The organism is Acinetobacter lwoffii, assembly GCF_024129115.1.
In the GTDB taxonomy this organism is placed as follows: Bacteria; Pseudomonadota; Gammaproteobacteria; order Pseudomonadales; family Moraxellaceae; genus Acinetobacter; species Acinetobacter lwoffii_T.
On sequence record NZ_JAMXXO010000017.1, the window covers coordinates 14,826 to 35,361 of the forward strand.

20 protein-coding genes are annotated in these 20,536 nt (G+C 40.8%); 11 read left to right on the top strand and 9 right to left on the bottom strand.

Annotation, left to right across the window (positions count from 1 at the left end; all coding sequences use genetic code 11):
- Positions 1-31 precede the first annotated feature (31 nt).
- Positions 32-403, top strand: a complete 372-nt coding sequence (locus tag NI470_RS11935) for a hypothetical protein (protein ID WP_253148491.1) — start codon at positions 32-34, stop codon at positions 401-403.
- Positions 404-604: 201 nt separating this feature from the next.
- Complete coding sequence (locus NI470_RS11940; protein WP_253148492.1) at positions 605-1,459, top strand: hypothetical protein; 855 nt, start codon at positions 605-607, stop codon at positions 1,457-1,459.
- A gap of 150 nt (positions 1,460-1,609) precedes the next feature.
- Here the strand turns inward: NI470_RS11940 and NI470_RS11945 are convergent, their stop codons facing one another.
- The 7 genes from NI470_RS11945 to NI470_RS11975 form a co-directional block, all read right to left on the bottom strand.
- Positions 1,610-2,692, bottom strand: coding sequence for a hypothetical protein (locus NI470_RS11945; RefSeq protein ID WP_253148493.1), 1,083 nt, complete (start codon positions 2,690-2,692; stop codon positions 1,610-1,612).
- A gap of 217 nt (positions 2,693-2,909) precedes the next feature.
- Positions 2,910-3,176: a hypothetical protein gene (locus NI470_RS11950; protein WP_253148494.1), complete on the bottom strand. Its 267-nt coding sequence runs from the start codon at positions 3,174-3,176 to the stop codon at positions 2,910-2,912.
- A 228-nt stretch (positions 3,177-3,404) separates the two neighbouring features.
- Positions 3,405-3,692 (bottom strand): helix-turn-helix transcriptional regulator, encoded by a 288-nt coding sequence (locus NI470_RS11955; RefSeq protein ID WP_253148495.1) that lies wholly within the window; start codon positions 3,690-3,692, stop codon positions 3,405-3,407.
- A 127-nt stretch (positions 3,693-3,819) separates the two neighbouring features.
- Entirely contained in the window at positions 3,820-4,833 is a 1,014-nt protein-coding gene (locus tag NI470_RS11960) for a hypothetical protein (protein WP_253148496.1), read from the bottom strand.
- A 2-nt stretch (positions 4,834-4,835) separates the two neighbouring features.
- Positions 4,836-6,002: a tyrosine-type recombinase/integrase gene (locus NI470_RS11965; protein ID WP_253148497.1), complete on the bottom strand. Its 1,167-nt coding sequence runs from the start codon at positions 6,000-6,002 to the stop codon at positions 4,836-4,838.
- Positions 6,003-6,270: 268 nt separating this feature from the next.
- Positions 6,271-6,867 (bottom strand): phosphatase PAP2 family protein, encoded by a 597-nt coding sequence (locus tag NI470_RS11970; RefSeq protein WP_004279704.1) that lies wholly within the window; start codon positions 6,865-6,867, stop codon positions 6,271-6,273.
- A 164-nt stretch (positions 6,868-7,031) separates the two neighbouring features.
- Positions 7,032-7,736, bottom strand: coding sequence for an SIMPL domain-containing protein (locus NI470_RS11975; RefSeq protein ID WP_004279706.1), 705 nt, complete (start codon positions 7,734-7,736; stop codon positions 7,032-7,034).
- A 474-nt stretch (positions 7,737-8,210) separates the two neighbouring features.
- Between NI470_RS11975 and NI470_RS11980 the strand changes: the two genes are divergently transcribed.
- The 9 genes from NI470_RS11980 (at position 8,211) to NI470_RS12020 (ending at position 18,342) form a co-directional block, all read left to right on the top strand.
- The gene (locus NI470_RS11980) at positions 8,211-9,584 is read left to right on the top strand and encodes a diaminobutyrate--2-oxoglutarate transaminase (RefSeq protein WP_004730105.1); all 1,374 of its coding nucleotides are present in this window, start codon (positions 8,211-8,213) and stop codon (positions 9,582-9,584) included.
- A 3-nt stretch (positions 9,585-9,587) separates the two neighbouring features.
- Complete coding sequence (locus NI470_RS11985) at positions 9,588-11,120, top strand: pyridoxal phosphate-dependent decarboxylase family protein (protein ID WP_005246814.1); 1,533 nt, start codon at positions 9,588-9,590, stop codon at positions 11,118-11,120.
- A gap of 435 nt (positions 11,121-11,555) precedes the next feature.
- Entirely contained in the window at positions 11,556-12,587 is a 1,032-nt protein-coding gene (locus NI470_RS11990; protein ID WP_004730100.1) for a substrate-binding domain-containing protein, read from the top strand.
- 104 nt (positions 12,588-12,691) lie between these two features.
- Positions 12,692-14,071: a phosphate ABC transporter permease subunit PstC gene (pstC, locus tag NI470_RS11995; RefSeq protein WP_005107378.1), complete on the top strand. Its 1,380-nt coding sequence runs from the start codon at positions 12,692-12,694 to the stop codon at positions 14,069-14,071.
- Positions 14,071-15,462, top strand: a complete 1,392-nt coding sequence (pstA, locus tag NI470_RS12000) for a phosphate ABC transporter permease PstA (protein WP_004279713.1) — start codon at positions 14,071-14,073, stop codon at positions 15,460-15,462. The genes pstC and pstA overlap by 1 nt, the downstream gene beginning before the upstream one ends.
- Before the next feature lie 13 nt (positions 15,463-15,475).
- A complete protein-coding gene (gene pstB / locus NI470_RS12005; protein ID WP_153566486.1) occupies positions 15,476-16,390 on the top strand; it encodes a phosphate ABC transporter ATP-binding protein PstB in 915 nt (304 codons plus the stop codon).
- Positions 16,391-16,541: 151 nt separating this feature from the next.
- The gene (sohB, locus tag NI470_RS12010; protein WP_004279717.1) at positions 16,542-17,504 is read left to right on the top strand and encodes a protease SohB; all 963 of its coding nucleotides are present in this window, start codon (positions 16,542-16,544) and stop codon (positions 17,502-17,504) included.
- 109 nt (positions 17,505-17,613) lie between these two features.
- Positions 17,614-18,045, top strand: a complete 432-nt coding sequence (locus NI470_RS12015) for a hypothetical protein (protein ID WP_004279718.1) — start codon at positions 17,614-17,616, stop codon at positions 18,043-18,045.
- A gap of 57 nt (positions 18,046-18,102) precedes the next feature.
- The gene (locus NI470_RS12020; protein WP_253148498.1) at positions 18,103-18,342 is read left to right on the top strand and encodes a hypothetical protein; all 240 of its coding nucleotides are present in this window, start codon (positions 18,103-18,105) and stop codon (positions 18,340-18,342) included.
- A 73-nt stretch (positions 18,343-18,415) separates the two neighbouring features.
- Here the strand turns inward: NI470_RS12020 and NI470_RS12025 are convergent, their stop codons facing one another.
- Positions 18,416-19,057, bottom strand: a complete 642-nt coding sequence (locus NI470_RS12025) for a DUF2238 domain-containing protein (RefSeq protein ID WP_253148499.1) — start codon at positions 19,055-19,057, stop codon at positions 18,416-18,418.
- 89 nt (positions 19,058-19,146) lie between these two features.
- Entirely contained in the window at positions 19,147-20,535 is a 1,389-nt protein-coding gene (gene purB, locus NI470_RS12030) for an adenylosuccinate lyase (protein WP_253148500.1), read from the bottom strand.
- Between the last annotated feature and the right edge of the window lies 1 nt (position 20,536).

Consider the following 20,536-nt stretch of genomic DNA (forward strand, 5'->3'; position numbering starts at 1 on the left):
ATAAATAAGTATTAAATATGGGGGGAGTGAAGTGGGGCAAGCAAAACAAAGAGGCTCATTAGAAGATCGTATAGCGTTAGCACAGCAACAAAAAATTGATGGTGAGCGTATTACCATTGAAGAAGCAAAACGCCGTCTAAGGCTTCCGGATAATGCTGAATTCTCGGGTTATGTGATACATCTTTATGATCAGGATGAGTTTGTTGGAAAGATCGAAGAAAACGATATAGTTATTAATCGAGTTTATGTGAAAATTCCCGACTTAGCTCGGATTTTTGATTCGGTTGAAGAAGCTATTGATGAGGCTCTAAAAATTGATAAGTACCGGTTGTTGGTGTGCTTGTTATTTGAAGTTGATAACCAACATATGATCTATGATGTATGGGCTAATTTTGACGATTAAAAAATGTGAACTGTGCCTGTTTTTTATGAAGTATAAGAATATTGTCTGAGACACAATTTTTATGAATGGTCCCCATAGGAATTTTTGGTTAATTTCTAAGACATCGCACATAAAAATTTATTTTAAATACTTTCGCTGAATGTCTTTTTCAGTGAGCATCCTCTATAGTTTCCCTACATATGAATATGTGGGTATATGAGAGTGAATAAGATTAACAAGAATTGGAATAATCCTTTATTTGTTAGTGAATCAGGAATAGGGTTTTATAGTGTTGAACCGATAACAAATTACGATAGAAGACCTTATAAAACTCAGCAACAAGTTCAAGAAGATATCGGTGAGAATGATGATAAATATCCTGATGAAGATGATTATCTAAGAGCAATTTCCCAACTAAAAGAGATTAACCATCAGGATTCGGTGTGGTGTATTTCTTTATTTAACAATATGGATGATAAGAAAGCATTCCCAATGGTGGAACATTTCTTGACAGAGCCTATTCATAAAACTTTTGTAGAAGTATGTGATCCCTACTTTCAATTTGAATCAGATCATGAAAAATTGAGAACTATCATTTCTGATATGGTTGCCAAAGCAATGGAGCATGCAGAAAGATGGTTAGAGCTAAATAAAAAATTCACATATTATCGATTTCCAAAGTTTTTAGATTACATATATGTCGGTCGTCTTTGGAATCTATTCACAATCATAAATGATATTCAGTTTACTAAAGAGATTCAAAAGAAAGTTGAGGGATATATAAGATTTATTTTAAGCAATGGTAGGTTAGGTGTAAAAACAGCTACTTATATGACTGGGCTATCCGAATGGAAAAATGGTTGTAAATACGCAGTAGAACAGATTTCAGATTATCAAAAAATTTTGGATTATTTAACAGAAAATCCAAATACCCTCAAATCGACTATTTATAAGAAAGCCGGAGTGAGTGGTAGGGAATTAAAATATTTGATGAAAACCGCAATTGAATTTAAGCAAATTATTATCAGTCTAAACTCAAAAGGGAAAGAAGTTATTTCTTTGCCTGAAAATAGTTAAATTTAAGTAAATTAAATATTAAGTCGCAACTGGTTAAAGCTTATTAATTAGTAGTATATAAGTTAGTAGTATATAAGTTATTAGGCAGCTAAAATTTATAAAACCTGCTATATGCCTTGAATATTAATGCTTATGGCAGGTTTGGGTTGATTAATTGCTGATAGTGAAATTGCGAACTAGGTTATGCACGGCGCTCGAAATGAGTTGATTAAGTTCGCCGTGTTTTTTCATGGATTCAGACAAATTTTTCTTATGTCTATATTTGTCATAGTAAGTTTGAGTCTCTGTTCCAAAAGCTCTAACAGTATTTTTATATTCATCAGTTAACAGTTTGGAAGAGTTAGCTTTTAACTGTGTGAAACTCAGTCCTTTAAATCCATATAATAAAACTCTTTTTATATTTGTTAAACGGTTATCCATCTGATTAAGTACATTACTTTTGATGTTCTTTTCCGTACGGATGCGCCATGCATTCTCCGGCAGAGGTTGTTTATTACAGTCCGTAGTCTTGACATATAAATGCCAGTACTCATCCGCATCTCTATGGTTAATACCAATATTATAGCCATTTTCTAGCTTTCTAAACATTGAGTGTGGTGTGCTTGGAATAGGTGTAAATACGCCTAATTGGCTCTTATAGACACGTAAGTTTTCTACTGTACTAGGTAATCGGATTGACTTAAAAAGGGCTGTAGTGAGCGCTCTATGCTTGAAATTGTAGAAGTCAATTGCTAGTTCAATCTCCATGATTTTAAGGCTATCAATCTTATATTCAAAATGTCTCAAGTAGCTGATACGGCGCTGTAGTACATTTAAGGAATTCATGTCGTGCAATCTAATAATGAAACCGGTTTCGTATTCTGAGATGTAATGAGTAATACCAGTTTTCTCTGTCAGAAATTTCTTGATGTCATGCCGTGTACTCGTTTTACCAATTTCAAAGTATAAATCAATGAAATCGACCTGAGCTTTGATTTGGATATTCATTGCTTTGAAATCGTAGCTATGAATATCAGAGAAAATAACAGTTTCGAGTTGATCCGCTTGATTCGCATTGTCAGCGTATCTTGAGCATAGATCTACATAACTTTGTTCATATGGAGATTTTTTCTCGGTATCTTCTGAAAACTCTTCGATTTCTAAATCGAGTAAAATTTTTTGTAACTCGTCATCATATGGATCTTGTCCATTTCGAACTAGGGTTTCAAATTGATGGTGTGTTAGATGTTTCATAATCATTTCAATGTGAAAAAATTAAACAAAAGGGCAGTTGAATAACCGCCCTTTTGGATTGATGGTAAATTACTGAATTAAGTAATTTTCATTCGGAGTATTGATAAGAATTAATTCCTTACCATTACGTTCAATGCTGTAGGTAATAGATGATTGAGTTTGGTTTACCATCATTACTTTACTGCTAGATAATAGAAGATCCGCGAGATCTTCATGATTAATTAAAGAACTTTGCATTAATTCGCTCCATTTCTTTGGCATTGTGTAAGTAAGCTTGAATAAGTTCTTCCTCGGTTACATCTACGCCGTTGATTTCAGTGTAATGAAGCATAAAATCAATAGAACTATCAATGAAGTGCGAAAAATGTGGCTTAAATTCATTGACTTTAATCTGCGCAAGCTTTTTTACAGCTCCTAAGATTACAGTCTTCAAGTGTGCATTTTGCGCTTGGTGTACTTGTTCGTTTAGCATTTCGATTTTCATCGCTATTTCCTTGTTTAAGTTGAAGGTTGGTTAATACGCACAAACTCACGTAGAGCAGGTAGTGCATACATTGGTTTGCCATCCACTACATGGACAGTGATTCTGTACCCATGTAAAAGGCTCGGACGGTATAGGTTTTTGGTCAGTCTTCTGTACCAATACTTTTGTGTCTTTCCTAAATGCAAAGATAGGAATTTGGCTGATTCACTTTGAGATAAAAACATTTCACTAGGCATTTTTAGAAGCCTTATGCTTATGTGCTTCGATCCAATCAAGTACAGTTTGAGACTCCCACACTGTTAAGCCATTTAGAGAAAATGGCCGAGGGAACTTATTTTTTTTTACCCATAGCCAAAGTGTCTTACTCGTGATCGGAAGTAAGCCATTTCGTGCGGGTTTTGCTCTAAATTTACGGATTTGTCCTGCTGATTTACCTGTTTTACAGATATGGATTTTCTCCGGAGTTGCAGGAGCAGAAGTGATTACTTTTTCTTGGATGTATGTGGAAAGATTCATATTGAACACCATCAGAGTTGCTAAGTTTTATTTCTGATTAGCTACGAGCTAATGGTGTTCTATTATTCACATATGAAATGTGACCAAAATAATTTAAGGGGGGTTAAGTGCTTAATTTGCTTTTAATTTAAGCAAAAGAATGTTTTTTAATTAAATTTAAGATAACTTCAGATTCGAAAGCTTCTTCTAGGAGCTGTTTGCCAAGTTCAGCATCACGGTCAGATCGTTTACCTCGGTTGATTTTGAGATAGGTAGGCAGATCGGGGCTTTGAGCAATCCATTGAGATATAGTCTCTTTGTTTTGTGGAAATCTTTTTTGATGTTTAGTATTTTTGCAGTTTTCTAAAATAAATTTCGCAATCCAAATTCTGGATAGAATATTCTTTGTATCTAATTTAATACATTCGTTGGCGACTTCTCGTATAAAAGCTCTAGCTTGGTTCAGCTCTTCGTCATTGTATTCATTTTTATTTTTATCATTACTTTCAATTTCTTCTCTCTGATTGCTACATGGTTGTAATAAAATAGCGTGTTCAGAAAGATAGTTGTCTAAACTAGATTTGGTTATATAGAAATGATTAAGATTCACTGTAATACCAAGTTTAGACTCTTCATTCATTATCTTTGAAATGGTGTTAGACATATGTTCTGAAAATCTAAGTGCACGGATATCACCATTAATATTTATTGGGATTGTCTTAGGTTTATCCTTGTAGAAAATATTAATTTCTTTTCCATCTAGTAAGTCGATGTAAGTAAGTTCCTGTACTTTTTTAATGTCAGGTTTTTGAACTATTAAGTATTCAATACTAGGATCATCCGCGTCATGAACAATGCTGATTTCTATTTCTGATATGAGATTGGTGATCAGTCCATGAATGTCCTTTTTATAATATTTTTTATTTGCAAAGAAATAGCGTTCATTTTTAGAAGAATTGAATTCAAGAGCAACAATATTTTTTTCAAATAAATAATCGTTACTTGGATTATTTCCTTCGTGAATTAATGCTAGCCATGTGTCAAATATGTTGAAGCAGACTTCTAACTTTCCTTGATAGACTGCTTTAGCAATATCTAATAAAGATAAGGAGTCATTTGACTCCTTAATTTGATGAAGAACTTGTGTAAGAGGGTAGTGCACGTTTAAAGCCCGTTAACTTTTCTAAATGGAATAATGTCTGGATCTTCCAATTCATTAAGTCTTTGAGCTAATTCCTGTACAGTTGGATTGTAATAACGCATGAGCATTTTTAAATCTTTATGACCGGTAACCTTTGCTAAGTCTTGAATTGGAAGTTTCTTCGCAAGGCGTGTAGTAGCTTCATGCCTTGTGTCATGAAAGTTTAAATCAGTGATTCCTAGTCTATTACTTACAACAAGCCAAAAATCGTGCGATAGGGCATTCGATCTATCGGAAATGGTTAAAACTTTATCGGTATCTAATCCTTTCATTAATTCCAATAACTGAATGGCATGTCTAGAAAGCGGAACTTTTCTTGCTGTACCATTTTTTGTGTCGGGCAGAAGTACGTGATCTTCATATACATTGCACCATTGCATATTAGTGATTTCACTTGCTCGCATTGCGGTTTCTAGGGCAAATAAAAATGCCCAAGCAACTTGTTGGCGTTTAGTGAGTGGTTGATATGTCGCATCATAATTAAAACCGAGAAGGATAGTATTAATTTCTTCTTGTGTAATTCTACGTTCTCGGTGAGGGGCTTGAGTTGGTTTGGCTACGTCCAATAATGGGCTAGTTTTAAGAATACGTAATTCTTGACGTGCATATTTGAATACACCACCCAATACACCTAAGTCACGTCCTACTGTTGAAGGTGACACTTTGGAAAGCCGATCATTTCGAAGCTCAATCATATCTAGCTGATTAACGTCCGTTATCGGTTTCTGCATTAGTTTTGGGTAATCATTCATAAGTTTATGCAGACGAGAAATTTCTTTGTCAGCACCTTTATGCAACGGCGCAACTTCATCTATGTATTTCGTAATTAATTCTCCGAAAGAGATACATGATAACTTTTGAATCTTGTCTGCTTTTTTCTTTTGGTTGGGATCAATTCCTTCCGCAATTTGTTTCTTTATTTCATCACGTTTTAGGCGAGCTTCCTTAGCTGAAAATATCGGGTATTCACCCAGTGTAGTTGTATTTTTCTTACCATTAAAAGTGTAAATCACTTTCCAAACTTTACGACCGGTCGTAGAAGTGAAGAGATATAGCAATTCACTATCAAAGTTTTTAAGAGTTTTATTGGCAAGGGACTGAATAGCTTCAATTTGCTTTACGGTGAGCATATATATCTTATCTATGAAAATTTAACTACCAACTTAACTACTTGGTAGGTGGTTTTGGAGTGTTATTGATGGTAATTGTTAGGATGGTAAAATTCAATAAAATATATTTAAAATAATAACTTATGATTAATTTTTGGCTTAATGTTTTTGAGTGTTATTTAAAGTAGATCGCAATCATATGGCGATTTATTGAGTTATTCAGATTCAAGTTTAGAGATTCAAAAAGTCCCGCTTTCGAGCGGGATTTTTTATGACATTTTAATTATATTTATTTAATCCAGCCCATTCGAATTAAAGGCGAAAATAACCAATAATGAATACCCAAAATAAAGTTCATGATTTGATTCTCATATTTCCACCACAATGGTAATCCAGCTAAATTTACTGTTATTGCCATCAGAAACGCACCCAGCATATCAATCGGAAAATGCACACCGACATAAACACGCGACCACGCTACCAGCCAAGCTGTCCAGATTAGAATTCTTCCCAAGTCTCGCTGCGGTGAAAAATAATAGGCGAAGGCAATCCCACTAAAAATACTCATATGGTTGCTGGGAAAAGAACCAGTCGGTGCATGTTCAATCAGGGTGCGACCAACATCCATCACAAACGGGCGTGGGGTATTGAGTACCGCAGACAATACTTCACTCATCAATAATGTAATAGCTGTAAAGATGAAGGCTTTAATAATCCCTGTTTTTACTTCGTAACTACCACGGAACCAAGCAATAGCAAAAATCAGCAAAAAGAGATAAACCAGGTCATGCGCAATCAGGGAGGCATAGTTGATCATCCAGATTGAGGCTTGGTCGGGTACATTTAAGATATGAAACAGGTAAAGATTCAGTTGGTCAAGGGACATGAGCAGAGAGGACTGGAACAAATGTCCGTTACTCTAAACCGGTCAAACCTCAATTCCTACCTGAGTTTGTATGAATTTGTAGCCTCGCTTTTTAAAGAATATTCACATGATAAAAAACCACTCAAAAGAGTGGTTCTTAAAAGTCTGAATAATATAATGAGGTCTTATTTAAACTGAATCGCTCCATTCGCGCTGACGGCCATTTGCGATTCGCCTGCTGCAACTTCCTGCTCAGGAACCGCCATATCAGCCGATGCAGATTTCATCATGGCCATACGCGGTACTGGCTGTGGTGAATAATTGTTAGTATTCAGGTTTAAGTTCACCAGTTGATAACTCGGTTTGTTCCAGGTCTGGGTGAGTGCCTGTGCGCGTTGCTGGAAGTTTTTGGTGGCTTCAATCATCAGCTCGCTTTCAACTTTTTTACGCTTTTCGTCAGATACCTTGAAATTAATCGACTGGGTCTGGAAGTGCTGTTGTAATTCAGCAATCAATTGAGATGTCGCTTTAAAATCTTTTGATTCCAGACGAATCTGGGCACGACCACGCCATTCTTTTAATTTGCGGTTGTCATTGTCATAAATAGGGTAAGTACTTTGTGCCCCAGTCTCGATTTTCACAGTTGGATATTTGCGTGCTGTGGCAATTGCTTGATTCATCAGCTGGTTAATTTGAGTGGCCAGTTCAGCTGGTTGTTTGTTGGATTTTTCAATATAAAGCACAGCATGCATTTCATCATTTGAGATTTCACGGCTAGCCTCTGCTGAAAGATTAACAACATTATAATTCAGAGATTCAGCAGGAGCTGCAAATGCGCCTGTGGCGAGGGTGCTGGCAAGGATCAAACTGGTAAGTGCTAAGAGACGCATGAAATTGTCCTGTTTTTCTTAAAATTGGCCATCTAAGCCGTTGTTAAAATATTAAATCTCAATTGTGATCTTTTTACGAAATATTTGTCGTAAGAGTGTTAAATTTTCTTTAATTTTATCTCATTATTTGATTTATATTTATTATTAATAATTAAACACTTAGTAGATAATTTTAAGATTGATTACCGGAATGTCGCCTGCGCTACAAAAAAGCATAAAAGAACACGCTTTTCTTTCTGCTGTCACACTGTAAGATGATGATTTAGGGGATGGATTAGCATGATGTTTTTTTTCGATAAAGATTAGGACAAAATGTGACTGAAAGTTGTTTATTTTCCTGAAAAATTCGGTATCATCCGCCTCCTAGTTATTCGAATACAAAACTGCTAGCTAGAACCTTATAAAGCGCCGAGTCAAAGGACCAAACGTCACCAGACTTATTTCTTTCACCCATATCAGAGATGGTAATTCGATATGAGCGTTACTTCTGTAAACCCTGCCACCAATTCCACAAACGAATACTACTTGACTCGCCAAAGTCAGATGGAATCGAATGTGCGTAGTTATCCACGTAAATTACCGTTAGCGATAGCGAAAGCACAAGGTTGCTGGGTTACCGATGTTGAAGGTACTGAGTACCTTGATTGTTTAGCTGGGGCAGGGACGTTGGCTTTAGGCCATAATCATCCTGCAGTCATTCAAAGTATCCAAGATACAATTGCAAGCGGTTTACCATTGCATACCCTGGATCTTACTACTCCTTTAAAAGATGCTTTTACTGAAGCACTTCTTTCTTATCTTCCAGGTGGCCAAGAAGAGTACTGCTTGCAGTTCTGTGGTCCATCCGGTGCAGATGCAACTGAAGCCGCGATTAAACTGGCGAAAACCTTTACCGGTCGTAGCTCAGTGATCAGCTTTTCTGGCGGCTACCATGGTATGACTCACGGTGCATTGGCAATGACAGGTAACCTGTCTGCGAAAAATGCAGTGAACGGTTTGATGCCGGGTGTACAGTTCATGCCGTATCCGCATGAATACCGTTGTCCATTGGGTCTTGGTGGTGAAGCCGGTGTTGATGCCCTGACTTACTACTTTGAAAACTTCATTGAAGATGTAGAAAGCGGCGTGACCAAACCTGCAGCTGTGATTCTTGAAGCGATTCAAGGTGAAGGCGGTGTGGTAACTGCGCCAGTAAAATGGTTGCAAAAAATCCGTGAAGTGACTGAAAAACACAACATCGTGTTGATTCTTGATGAAGTTCAGGCAGGCTTTGCGCGTTCAGGCAAAATGTTTGCATTCGAACATGCAGGGATTGAACCTGATGTCGTAGTGATGTCTAAAGCTGTAGGTGGTAGCTTACCGCTTGCCGTACTTGGTATTAAACGTAAGTTTGATGCTTGGCAGCCAGCAGGTCATACCGGTACTTTCCGTGGTAACCAATTGGCGATGGGTACAGGCCTTGCAACGATCAATACCATTAAAGAACAGAACCTGGCGCAAAATGCACAAAAGCGTGGTGATTTCCTGCAAGCTGAACTGAAAAAACTGGCTGCTGAATTCCCATGTATCGGTAACGTGCGTGGCCGTGGTCTGATGATCGGTGTTGAAATCGTAGATGAGCGCAAAGATGCGGATCATATGGGTTCTTTGCCTGCTGATGGTCAGTTGGCTGCAGCGATCCAAACCGCTTGTTTCAACAATAAATTATTGCTTGAGAAAGGTGGTCGTAACGGTACAGTGATTCGTTTACTTTGCCCGTTGATCATTACTCAAGACGAATGTGTTGAAGTGATTGCTCGTTTCAAAAAATCGGTTGCTGAAGCACTAGTTGCAGTTCGAGGCGCATAATTCATGGTAGATTTCGCAGAACATCGTAAAGCGTTACTCTGCAATGATGCTGCATCCATTGCTGACTATCAGGCTGGCATGGACCAAGCGACCAAAGCGGTTGCGGCATGGTTGCAAAACGACAAAATGTACACGGGCGGCAGTATTAAAGAGCTGCGCAGTGCAATTGCATTTCATCCTTCAAAAGAAGGTTTGGGTGTAGAAAAATCTCTTGAGCGTATGGTTGAGCTATTCCTTAACAAGAGCTTAAAAGTGCATCATCCGCATTCACTTGCGCATCTTCACTGTCCAACGATGGTGACTAGCCAGATCGCGGAAGTGCTGATTAATGCAACCAACCAGTCAATGGACTCATGGGATCAAAGCCCGGCCGGTTCGTTGATGGAAGTTCAGCTGATTGACTGGTTACGTCAAAAAGTCGGCTATGGTGCGGGTCAGGCCGGTGTGTTCACTTCTGGTGGTACGCAGTCTAACTTGATGGGCGTATTGCTTGCGCGTGATGCTTGCATCGCGAAAAACTGGAAAGACGAAAATGGTAATCCGTGGTCGGTTCAGCGCGATGGTATTCCTGCGGATGCGATGCGTAATGTCAAAGTCATCTGTTCTGAAAATGCACATTTCTCTGTGCAAAAGAACATGGCGATGATGGGCATGGGCTTCCAGTCAGTGGTCACTGTTCCTGTGAATGAAAATGCACAGATGGACGTAGATGCACTGGAAAAAACCATGGCGCATCTTCAGTCTGAAGGCAAGATCGTGGCATGTGTGGTGGCAACAGCGGGTACAACGGATGCTGGTGCGATTGATCCATTGAAAGCAATTCGTGAAATCACCAATAAATATGGCGCGTGGATGCACATCGATGCGGCATGGGGTGGTGCACTGATTCTATCCAATGACTATCGTTCTATGCTGGACGGGATTGAGCTGTCGGATTCGATCACGCTTGATTTCCATAAGCATTATTTCCAGACCATTTCTTGTGGTGCGTTCTTGTTAAAAGATGAAGCGAACTACCGTTTCATGCATTATGAAGCTGAGTATCTGAACTCTGCCTATGATGAAGAACACGGCGTTCCGAATCTGGTGTCTAAGTCGCTACAAACCACGCGTCGTTTTGATGCTCTGAAATTGTGGATGACGGTGGAAGCACTGGGCGAAGAGCTTTATGGTTCGATGATCGATCATGGCGTGAAATTAACCCGTGATGTGGCAGACTACATTAAAGCGACTGATGGTCTGGAGCTTCTGCTTGAGCCTCAATTCGCATCTGTCTTGTTCCGTGTGGTTCCAGCGGGATATCCGGTTGAATTACTCGATACGCTCAATCAAAACGTAGCAGACGAACTGTTTGCGCGTGGTGAAGCGAACATTGGTGTGACGAAAGTCGGTCAGGTTCAGTCTCTGAAAATGACTACTTTAAGCCCGGTTGCAACGCTTGATAACGTGAAGAACTTGCTGGCATTAGTGCTTGCAGAAGCGGATCGTATCAAAGATTCAATCGCTGACGGTACTTATACGCCACCCATTGCATAAGTGATGGTGGTGTGAAAAAAAGGAGATCGAAATGATCTCCTTTTTTGTGCGCTTAAAAATAAAAAAAGGTCCTTTCCCAGATCGAAATTCCTCACAAAAACACGGAAGGTCTGAATCCCGTTTGGCCTGTTATTTATTTGTCATAGGCTTATGTAAAACTGGGGAGCAGGATTTATCCTGAGTTCAGGTTTATAAAAATTGTTACATGTCATTGGTCTAAATTTTTTTATTGAAGTGAATGACATAAAGAACTTAATCATTGAAATCCATAAAAATTTAATCAAGAAAAAGCCGCTAGATTAAAAATCACTAAATCGTAATAAAGCTGTAACTTATCTGTCATATTCTAAAATCAAAATGCAGGTATCGAAAGAAGTACAAAACTGAATAAAAAGTGGTGTACTCCAAATTTGCATAAATGAGAGAGATACTAGAATGCGCTTTACAAATATAGCTTTAGCATTAGCAGTAACCGGGGCAACTGCTGTAACGACTGCACACGCAGCACGTGACACCATTCAAATTGCAGGTTCTTCAACTGTACTTCCATATGCCAGTATCGTGGCAGAAGAATTCGGTAATACTTTTCCACAGTTTAAAACACCAGTTGTCGGTTCTGGCGGTTCTTCAGGTGGTTTAAAGCAGTTCTGTAATGGCGTGGGTGATAACACGATTGATATCGCAAACTCTTCTCGTCAAATCAAGAGTACAGAGCTGGCAGAATGTAAAAAGAATGGCGTTAACCAAGTCCTAGAAATCAAAATTGGTTATGACGGTATTGTGTTTGCATCGAATGCAAACAAAGCGGCTTATAAACTGCGTCCACAACATGTCTTCGCTGCACTTGCTGCACAACTTCCATCAAATGGAAAAATGGTCGCTAACCCGTACACGCGTTGGAACCAAATTGACAAAGCACTTCCGAATGAACCTATCACCCTGGTAATTCCTGCGTCGAATCATGGTACGCGCGAAGTCTTCCAGGAGAAAATGGTGGATGCAGGTTGTGAAACGTATGCTGCAATTAAGTCTCTAGACAAAGATGCTAAGAAAAAAGCTTGTACAACATTCCGTAAAGATGGCCGTGTGGTTGAGATTGCCGGTGACTATACCGAAACATTGGCACGTTTAAAAACTTCTCCAAGTGCGGTAGGTGTGTTTGGCCTAGGTTTCTATGACCAGAACCGTGACCGTCTACGTGTTGCTACGGTGAACAATGTAGCGCCTTCTGAAAAGACCATCTTGAATGGTGCTTATCCGGTATCACGCCCATTGTTCTTCTACGTAAAAGGCGAGCACTTGAAATCGATCAAAGGCTTACCGCAGTTCACAGAATACTTCCTGAACAAGAAAGTATCTGGCAAAGGCTCTAAGCTGGAAAAAGCAGGTCTGATTTCAATGTCTGATAAAGAACGTGCAGCAGTCCTGGCAAATTTCAAGGCTGGTAAAGCGGTTGTTATGAAGTAATAAATGATTTTGAAAACGCTGGTGGTAGGGTCAACCTACCATCGGCTTTTTGCGATAAACAAGTTTTTTCAAACCATGAAAATTGAAAAAACAGTGGAGAATACATGAATCTGCTACTTATAGGTGTGTTATTGGCCATCATGGCCATAGCCTATCAAATCGGATTAAGTAAAAGCCGTAGCTTAGCAGGTAAGGGAAGCAATTCTGCAAACTTACACTCGCGTCCCGGATATTATGGTGCCCTGGTTGCACTATGGTGTGGTATCCCTGCGTTTTTAATTTTGATTGTTTGGAATATGGTGGAACCCACTTTTCTGGAGCAGGTGGTACTCAACCATTTGCCAGAAAATGTTTCGGCCAGTCTGGATCCGGCAAGTTTGAGCGTTGTGATTGATCGCGTTCAGGCACTTGCCTCAGGTTTCGGGGTCAGTGATACACCGGCAGCCTATGAAGTTGCAGCTGCGGAACAGTTGGCGAAATTCTCGACCATTGGTACCTTTGCCAAATTGGCAGTCGTGATTTCGGCGGCGCTGGCTGGTCTGGTCTGGGCCAAGAAACATATTAGCCAGGAATTCCGTGCGCGTAACCAGGTCGAAAAAATGATTAATATCGGCCTGGCATTGTGTTCGGGTGTGGCGATTCTGACCACTCTCGGGATTGTGATGTCGATGTTTGGCGAGGCAATGCGTTTCTTCAGCTTTGTCAGCCCACTGGATTTCTTCTTTGGTACTCAATGGAACCCAGGGTTTAGCACCTCTGGCAGTGCTGAAGGCAGTTATGGTTTATTGCCACTGCTCTGGGGCACGCTCATGGTCAGCGGGATCGCACTTTTAGTTGCAGTTCCGGTTGGTCTGATGATTGCGATCTATCTGGCAGAATATGCTTCACCGCGATTCCGCTCTTGGGCAAAACCTACGATTGAAGTGTTGGCGGGTATTCCTACGATTGTCTATGGTGTCTTTGCCTTGATGATCATCGGTCCATTCCTTAAAAGCATGGGTGCTCTGGTCGGACTCGAAATTAATGCCACCAGTGCGCTGACCGCCGGTCTGGTCATGGGCATCATGATCATTCCATTTGTATCTTCTTTGTCAGACGACATCATCACTCAGGTGCCGCGTGCCTTACGTGATGGTTCTTTGGGCTTGGGGGCGACCAAATCTGAAACGATTCGTCAGGTGGTTTTACCCGCAGCCCTACCGGGTATTATCGGTGCGTTCCTGTTGGCAGCGTCACGTGCAATTGGTGAAACCATGATCGTGGTTCTTGCAGCCGGGAACAGTCCGCAGTTGCATGCCAATCCGCTTGAAGCCGTATCTACGGTCACGATTACCATCGTGAATCAGTTAACTGGCGATACTGATTTTGCTAGTCCACAAGCACTGGTAGCCTTTGCACTAGGATTGACGCTATTCGTCATTACCTTGGGTTTGAACATTGTTGCACTGATCATCGTGCGTAAATATCGTGAGCAATACGACTAATGAGTACTTCAAATACAACGCCTGTGGATCAGCGTATTGATCCATCCATCGCCGCCGAGCTGCGTGAAAAGCGTAAGAAGACCATTCAAAGCTCTTTGGCACGACGTCATCGTAAAGAAAAAACCTTCCGTTTATTTGGTTTCTCTGCGGTACTGGCAGGTCTGTTCTTTGTGGTATTGCTGTTCGGGAGTATTTTATCCAAAGGTTTGCCTGCATTCTGGCAAAGCAGCATGAGTTTGCCGATTCATTTCGATCCAGCCATTGTGGATATTGGTCCAAAACCAAAGCCAGCTGCAGGAGAATCTCCAGCACAGTTTGAAGATCGCTTTATCGCATGGCAGACTGAAGTCGGAATGGTGGATTGGGATGCACTAATTATCAACGGCATGATCGCCAAAGACAGCAAGCTGGAAAGCCAGCGTGATGAACTGGGTTCTTTATATACCAGTTCTGAGGCGTATCGCTTGCGTGACATGGTCATGAATGACCCGAGTCTGGTCGGTCAAAGTAAGGAAGTGAAAATTCTGGCGGATGCCAATGTCGATGTCTGGTTGGCGGGAAATATTGACCGTGATCTTCCCGATGAACAGCAGCAGCTCAGTCCTGAAGTACGTCAGGTGGCGGACGAGATGAAAGCCTCTGGTGTGATTGAAAATAGTTTCAATACCAATATTTTCACCAGTCCTGACTCACGCAGCTCACCGGCAACTTCAGGCTTGGCAGGCGCCTTCATGGGCTCACTGTTCATGATGATGATCGTGATCTTTATCTCGATTCCAATCGGGGTGGCCTCTGCGATTTATCTGGAAGAGTTTGCACCGAAAAACTGGATTACCGATGTGGTCGAAGTCAATATCAACAACCTGGCAGCCGTACCATCGATTGTCTTCGGTCTATTGGGTGCAGCGATCTTCATTGGCTGGATGCATTTGCCACTGTCAGCCCCATTGGTGGGTGGTCTGGTACTGAGTCTGATGACCTTGCCAACCGTGATTATTACCACACGTGCATCACTTAAAGCGGTTCCACCTTCAATCCGTCAGGCAGCTTTAGGACTCGGTGCTTCCCGTATCCAGACAGTATTTCATCACGTCTTGCCTTTGGCTTTACCGGGTATTTTGACGGGTGCAATTATCGGGGTTGCACAAGCTTTAGGTGAAACCGCACCATTGTTATTAATCGGGATGAGTGCTTTTGTTGCCAGCGTTCCAGCCACACCATTTGATCAGTCAACGGCTTTACCTGTACAGATTTTCTTATGGCAAGGCAATGAATTGCGTAACTTCTTTGAAGGGCGTACTGCAGCAGCAATTATTGTACTTCTGGCCATGATGATCAGCTTGAACAGTCTGGCCATCTGGTTACGTAAGAAATTTGAAGTCCGTTGGTAATAGGGGCAGAATCATGAACACAACTGTTATTCAAAATTCCTTAAAAAAGGATCAAATCGTGAATCCACAACAGACACAATTTAGCTCGGATGAGGCGACACAAAAGCCGGCAACCCCGTTTGTTTCCCAGTTCGATACGCAAAGCAGCAGCAAAAAAGATGCGAAGTCGACGAATGTTAAACTTAGTACTTCTGATGTGCATGTGTACTATGGTGAAGCGGAAGCGATTAAAGGCATTGACCTGAACATTTATGAAAATGAAGTGATTGCTTTTATTGGGCCATCAGGCTGTGGTAAATCGACCTTTTTGCGTACCTTAAACCGCATGAACGATACCATTGATAGCTGCCGTGTGACCGGTAAAGTCATGCTGGACAATCAGGATATTTACGATCCAAACCTGGATGTGGTATTGCTACGTGCTCAAGTTGGGATGGTGTTCCAGAAGCCGAACCCATTTCCAAAATCAATCTTCGATAATGTCTCCTATGGTCCGAAGCTGCATGGTTTGGCGCGTGACAAGTACGATCTTGAAGAAATTGTAGAAGGCAGCTTGCGTAAAGCCGGTTTATGGGAAGAAGTGAAAGATCGTTTGAATCAACCAGGAACAGGTTTGTCAGGTGGTCAGCAGCAACGTCTGTGTATCGCGCGTACCATTGCAGTCAGTCCGGAAGTCATTTTGATGGATGAACCGTGTTCGGCACTCGATCCCATTGCAACCGCCAAAGTAGAAGAGCTGATTTCTGAGCTTTCTACGCAATATACCATCGCGATTGTAACGCACTCTATGCAACAGGCAGCGCGTGTATCTGATCGTACTGCATATTTCCATTTGGGTGATCTGATTGAAGTCAACTCGACCGAAAAAGTCTTTACCCAGCCAGATCATCAGTTGACTGAAGCCTATATTACCGGGCGTTTCGGTTAATCCGATCTCTAGAATAAGAGCCGTAAGGCTCTTTTTTTATAGGTGAAATAGATGGTGATAATCGTAATAATTCTCGAAATAAAGTTGAAAAAAACCGAAATTGACCTAATCTAAAGGAATAAATCCGAATTAAATAGAGAATAGATTTTTTATGTTATTTCATACTCCGAAACTGTCCGCTGAAATCCGTATTAGTCATCTCAATGCGCGTATCAATGAACAACGAAAAAAAATAGCGCAAACTACTGGCTCTAAACTGGAACTTTTACAGTTATCGCAACAACTGTCAAAAGAAGCGCGTGCACGTAAGAAAACCAATCAAAAAATCTATGTGCTCGATTTTAAAGGTGATATGGCTGCTTCTGCGGTAGAAGGCTTACGTGAAGAAATCACCTTGATTCTGGCCACAGCCAAAGCAGGTCGTGACCGCGTTGTAGTGCGTCTGGAAAGTCCGGGCGGCATGGTCCATGGTTATGGACTTGCAGCAGCTCAACTGGTACGTTTACGCGAGGCAGGTTTTCATCTGACCATCTGTGTCGATAAAGTAGCCGCTAGTGGCGGTTATATGATGGCGTGTATTGCCAATGAGATTATTTCTGCACCATTCGCGATTGTCGGTTCAATTGGTGTGGTTGCTCAAGTCCCCAACTTTAACCGCCTACTGAAAGACAATAAAATCGACTTTGAACTCTATACCGCTGGACAGTACAAACGTACCGTGACTATGTTTGGTGAAAATACCGAAGAGGGTAAGGCTAAGTTTGAAGAAGAACTACAGCAAACCCATGCTTTATTCAAACATTTCGTTGAGAAGTATCGCCCGCAGCTGAATATTGAAAAAGTGGCCACTGGTGAGCATTGGTATGGTCGGGATGCGCTGGATCTAAATCTGGTGGATAAACTGCAAACCTCAGATGAATACCTGCTCAACTTGTTGACCCAACATGATATCTATTCCATCCAGACCCGCAAGAAACCAACTTTGGGTGAAAAACTCGGCCTGCAAGCAGCGCAAATTGCTGATTCACTGATACCCACTGTCATGAATAACGTTATGGAAAGCTTAAGTAAAGCAAACGCAAATCTGGTGCAAATACGTGATCCAAAACTTTAATCCAATTGATCTTGAATGAATTTTAAAGCTCACTTCGGTGGGCTTTTTTATTTTTTGAAATCATATTGTTGTGATATAAGTGGAGTACTCTGATTGAGTCTAGGCTCATATGCTCACGTTTATTTTGTTGCTTGGGTTTTTTAGTATCGTATTTATTCCGATGTTATGTATGCTTTATTCTGAAGCAAAATTAACTCAGGATAATTCTAAGAAGGTTTTGTTTTGGCTGAGTTTTCTACCCGGCGTTTGTATCTTTCTGCTGTATAGCTTTCTAAAGCCCAATGATCCACCTGTTATTCCATCGAAAGAATGTGGCGTTGTGCAGTTTTATCAGATGCATAAAGTTCGAGGTGGTAACGAATTTGAACGTGTGAGTATTCGCTTTGATGGCGCTCAATATAGTCGGCATTTATTCTTCGATAAGCATCTGGATAAAATCCCTCAAGGCCAAAAGGCCTGCTTTGAATATCTAGATAAGTTCAAATATCCACATTTGTCAGAATCTAAGTTTGTTCAATGGATTGAACCGAATGAAATGTAAACCATCACTGAAACTAATCAGATAAAATAAAGCATATTTTATTGTTAGAGCAGAAACATGGCTATAGTTGAAGCATTTCTTGCGACGCAAAATTGTTATTTTAATTATGAATTTGAAGAACTTTATTTAGAGGATGATTTTCCTGAGGAGTTATCTGTGTCACTGCGTGGCATAATGTTCCTTCATGAGATTCAATATCCTGATGCAACCTATTTCATTTATTACAGTGAGATGTTGACGGGGAATGAACTGCAAAAAATGAAGGATGATTGGATGCGATATTGCCCATATTCTTAATTGAAGAATATGAACGTAATTAAATGCGTCATCCAAAACTTTAATTCAGTTGATCTTGAATGAATTTCAAAGCTCACTTCGGTGAGCTTTTTTGATTTTTCGGTATCAATTGCAGCCCGCCTGTTATCGCTGCACCAATCGTAGCAAGCAAGATGTCTTTGTGCGCATCCCACATATCCCCTTGTTGTCCGTTATAGTTTTCAGCTTCCTCAGGAGATAAACCAATGGCAATCAGCCATTCCAGCCACTCATAGATCATACTGCTAGCTACCACAAACTGAATCACCAGCAGGAAAATGACCACGGGTTTTTGCTGCGGCAACCAGACCTGAAACAGGCGATGGAAAACTGGATAAAGTAATAATCCGTAGGCCAGATGGACAAATCGGTCGAACATATTGCGTGACCAGTGCATGGCTTCATTCAGATTAAAGCCAAAAATCTGTTCGATCCACTGGTTATAGGGCACATAAGAATACAGATAGTGCGCAGCAATCACATGAACAATCAGAAAAAGAATATATAAATTAAAACTTAAAAAATTCAGCCCGATTTTATACAGGCAGATGAGCAGCATGATGATCATGAAAACTGTGCCTGCTTGATGCAAGAGATAAGCTTCCAGTTCTAAAGGACGAATACTGGCAAGCAAACTCGCCAGAATTAAAATGCCCAGGCTCGCGTAATGTTTGGCGGAAAGTCGATGATCAATCATGTCGTTATTATAAAATATCTTTTTTAGAATAAAACACATTATAAATAAAAAGGCGAAGCCTGAGCTTCGCCTTTTCGTCTTATTGCAAATTAGATTTTAGCAATCAGCTCAGCTACTTGTTTGGCTTGGTCAGCAGCATTACCTGTGTAAGTGGCAGGAGTCATTTCTGCTAAACGCGCACGATCAGCAGCAGGAACAGCTTCCAACTCGTTACCATTTACGAAATCAACCATCATGTCGCGAGTCATGGCTTGACCACGAGTCAGCGCTTTCAATTTTTCGTATGGTTTTTCAACGTTGTAACGACGCATTACAGTTTGAATAGGCTCAGCCAATACTTCTTGCGCATTATCCAGGTCTTCATTGATACGCGCAGCGTTCAACTCAAGTTTGCCAATACCTTTAGAGCAAGCTTCAAAAGCAATTAAGCTTTGCGCAAAACCAACACCCATGTTACGAAGCACAGTCGAGTCAGTCAGGTCACGCTGCCAACGAGAAATTGGCAGTTTTTCGCCTAAGTGGGCAAGTACCGCGTTTGCAATACCCAAGTTACCTTCAGAGTTTTCAAAGTCAATCGGGTTAACTTTGTGCGGCATGGTCGAAGAACCGACTTCGCCTTCTTTCAGTTTTTGCTTGAAGAAACCAAGAGAGATATAGCCCCAAACGTCACGGTTAAAATCGATCAGAATAGTGTTGAAACGACGCAGCGCATCAAACAATTCAGCCATATAGTCGTGTGGCTCGATTTGAGTGGTGTACGGGTTAAAGTCTAGACCCAAAGACTCTACAAATGCTTGTGAATGCGCAGGCCAGTTGATGTCTGGGTAAGCAGAGTAGTGCGCATTGTAGTTACCGACTGCACCATTGATTTTGCCCAGTAGCTCAACATTTTTGAACTGTTTGATTTGACGTGCAAGGCGGTAAGCCACGTTCGCCATTTCTTTACCCAAAGTCGTCGGGCTTGCAGTTTGGCCATGAGTACGAGACAGCATTGGCTGGTCTGCATGCTTTTCAGAAAGTGCAACGATTGAATCGATGATTTGCTGCATGGATGCAACCAGTACATCACGACCACTCTTTAACATGAGGGCATGTGACAGGTTGTTAATATCTTCAGATGTACATGCAAAGTGAATGAATTCACCGGCATTTTTAAGTTCTTCGATACCAGCGATTTTTTCTTTCAGGAAATACTCAACCGCTTTAACGTCGTGGTTGGTGGTGCGTTCGATCTCTTTGATGCGATTGGCATCATCTTCAGAAAAATCGCTCACAATCGCATCAAGCGCTGCATTAGTTTCGCCTGAAAACGCCGGTACTTCAGTAATTTCCGGGTGGTTTGCAAGCGCTTGTAACCAACGCACTTCAACAGTCACACGAGCATGGATTAAACCAAACTCAGAAAGAAAAGGACGTAGAGCATCACATTTGCTCGCGTAACGTCCATCTAATGGAGAAAGTGCAGTTAAAGCGTTCATA

Coding starts and splice junctions, on each gene's coding strand:
- NI470_RS11955 (WP_253148495.1), bottom strand. CDS start 3,692: ATGAATCTTTCCACATACATCCAAGAAAAAGTAATCACTTCTGCTCCT.
- NI470_RS11980 (WP_004730105.1), top strand. CDS start 8,211: ATGAGCGTTACTTCTGTAAACCCTGCCACCAATTCCACAAACGAATAC.
- NI470_RS12025 (WP_253148499.1), bottom strand. CDS start 19,057: ATGATTGATCATCGACTTTCCGCCAAACATTACGCGAGCCTGGGCATT.
- NI470_RS11970 (WP_004279704.1), bottom strand. CDS start 6,867: ATGTCCCTTGACCAACTGAATCTTTACCTGTTTCATATCTTAAATGTA.
- NI470_RS11950 (WP_253148494.1), bottom strand. CDS start 3,176: ATGAAAATCGAAATGCTAAACGAACAAGTACACCAAGCGCAAAATGCA.
- NI470_RS11975 (WP_004279706.1), bottom strand. CDS start 7,736: ATGCGTCTCTTAGCACTTACCAGTTTGATCCTTGCCAGCACCCTCGCC.
- NI470_RS11945 (WP_253148493.1), bottom strand. CDS start 2,692: ATGAAACATCTAACACACCATCAATTTGAAACCCTAGTTCGAAATGGA.
- NI470_RS11965 (WP_253148497.1), bottom strand. CDS start 6,002: ATGCTCACCGTAAAGCAAATTGAAGCTATTCAGTCCCTTGCCAATAAA.
- NI470_RS12020 (WP_253148498.1), top strand. CDS start 18,103: ATGGCTATAGTTGAAGCATTTCTTGCGACGCAAAATTGTTATTTTAAT.
- pstC (WP_005107378.1), top strand. CDS start 12,692: ATGAATCTGCTACTTATAGGTGTGTTATTGGCCATCATGGCCATAGCC.
- NI470_RS11985 (WP_005246814.1), top strand. CDS start 9,588: ATGGTAGATTTCGCAGAACATCGTAAAGCGTTACTCTGCAATGATGCT.
- pstB (WP_153566486.1), top strand. CDS start 15,476: ATGAACACAACTGTTATTCAAAATTCCTTAAAAAAGGATCAAATCGTG.
- NI470_RS11990 (WP_004730100.1), top strand. CDS start 11,556: ATGCGCTTTACAAATATAGCTTTAGCATTAGCAGTAACCGGGGCAACT.
- NI470_RS12015 (WP_004279718.1), top strand. CDS start 17,614: ATGCTCACGTTTATTTTGTTGCTTGGGTTTTTTAGTATCGTATTTATT.
- pstA (WP_004279713.1), top strand. CDS start 14,071: ATGAGTACTTCAAATACAACGCCTGTGGATCAGCGTATTGATCCATCC.
- purB (WP_253148500.1), bottom strand. CDS start 20,535: ATGAACGCTTTAACTGCACTTTCTCCATTAGATGGACGTTACGCGAGC.
- sohB (WP_004279717.1), top strand. CDS start 16,542: ATGTTATTTCATACTCCGAAACTGTCCGCTGAAATCCGTATTAGTCAT.